Source organism: Priestia sp. P5_B4 (assembly GCF_056400385.1).
The window spans coordinates 1-1769 of record NZ_JBFULJ010000801.1 but is presented as its reverse complement, the minus strand read 5'-3'; the positions used below and the strand labels follow the sequence as shown (position 1 = coordinate 1769).

At 40.1% G+C, this 1769-nt stretch carries 2 protein-coding genes; one reads left to right on the top strand and one right to left on the bottom strand.

The annotated features are described in order from the left end of the window. Positions 1-1040 (bottom strand): YsnF/AvaK domain-containing protein (locus tag AC1DRF_RS26115; protein ID WP_477742091.1); only part of this gene is annotated, 1040 nt, incomplete at its 3' end. 239 nt (positions 1041-1279) lie between these two features. Between AC1DRF_RS26115 and AC1DRF_RS26110 the strand changes: the two genes are divergently transcribed. Further along, on the top strand, positions 1280-1769 hold a 490-nt coding region (locus tag AC1DRF_RS26110; RefSeq protein WP_477742090.1), incomplete at its 3' end, for a Y-family DNA polymerase.

Genomic DNA, 1769 nt, shown 5'->3' with positions numbered 1-1769 from the left:
GTCGTAATATCCGTATCTTCACTTTGACTTTCTGGTTTCTGATTGTTTACTGAGGCTGTAACCTCTTCAATCTCTTTGATAACAGGAGAAGTTGTCACTTTAAGTTGAGCTTCTTGTTTCTTGTTGGTTGAAAGTTTCACTTTTTCCTCTTTTGGAGTATCAGAAGCAATTGCAGCAGCAACTTCTTGGTAACTTTGATCTACGTGATTATCCATATTTTGATAGATTTCAGAGTCAGCAAGTTCAGGAACCACAGGAAGCTCTGACTGCTCAATTTGTGCTTCTTCCTTTCGGACAGTATCCTTCATCTCTTTAATCTCTTGAATTTTACGCTTACCAATGATCACTTCTTCCACAACTACAGGTTTCTTGGTTACTTCAATTCGCTCCTCCATAATAGGAATACGAATAATCTCGTTCTCTGCCAATGGGCTACCATCATACTGACCGTCTATGACCGGGCGACGTTCTACGTAGACTTCCTCACGCATAACCGGAACCTGGATAGTTCGTAGTTCTTCTACAATTTCCTTACGAAGTTGTACCTCCCCAGTTTGAACATGTTCTTTCCTTACATTCAGTTGCTCTTCACGAAGTTGCACTGACCTATGCCCCTCTGTCTCGTACGGCGACTCCCTAACCGTAGTATATGAAGAAATCGTTTGAGCTTCATCCACATCAATTAGGACAAGAATTTTCCCTTCCTTTATATCCATTTCACACTGTTTTGCAGTAAAACTTTGGATGCCCATTTTGACAAGTTTTGAAGTTAGACTGCCAGCTTGTGTAGCAGTAGCCATTCCACCTGTCATCATGGTAAGAAAGCTATCCATCATTACACCTGCCAACGAACTTACAGCTGGCGTTCCAGCTTCTATCATTACATTTGTTTCGGCCCCTAACTGTAGAGTATTACTTCTATCCTTTGCTACTACCAATATATCTGTTTCACGATATCCTTGACGTTTTAACCCCTTAATTGCATGTATCGCTTCTTGTTCCGAATAAAAAGTTCCTGCAACTCGTTTTCTCGTTCCCATTTTCCCATCCCCTTAAATTTTAATTAAACGAAAACTTATTTTCACATTTAATTCCATCCTCATTGTGTATATCATGTACCCAGAGGATTTCCTTTTAAAACGCGATACGTATGACTATGTAAATGACACCTAAATTATAAAATACGGAAAGGTGAGTATAGGCACTAGCAATAATCGGGAAAAGGTATGATATTCCATTGAATAAAGAACAAACGTTCTTTATTTAAGGAGTACTTTCAATGGATTATGGGCAGCTACCGAACAGAGTCATTATTTGCATCGACATGAGGAGCTTTTTCGCTTCGGTTTCCTCTGTCATACGGGGGTTAGATCCTTTGAAAACAAGGCTCGCTGTGGTAGGAGATATCAAACGCTCGGGATCTGTTGTGTTAGCTGCCACACCCTTATTAAAGAAAGAAGGTATCAAAACCGGAAGTCGTCTTTTCGACATTCCTAAAAGGAAAGATATCCATGTGGTGAATCCATCCATGGAGAGATATATCAAGGCTTCGAACTATATTTCTAGTTTGGTGTTACAGTATGTGGCTTCTGAGGACTTTCATGCCTATAGTATTGATGAGTTGTTTATTGATGCGACAGCCTCTTTGCATTTATTTGCTGAAACACCAGAGGAGCTAGCTCATCGAATACGTAATGAGATCTATCGCAAAACAAGACTGACAGCTACCGCAGGAATCGGTCCTAATCTCTTACTGGCTAAAGTTAGCT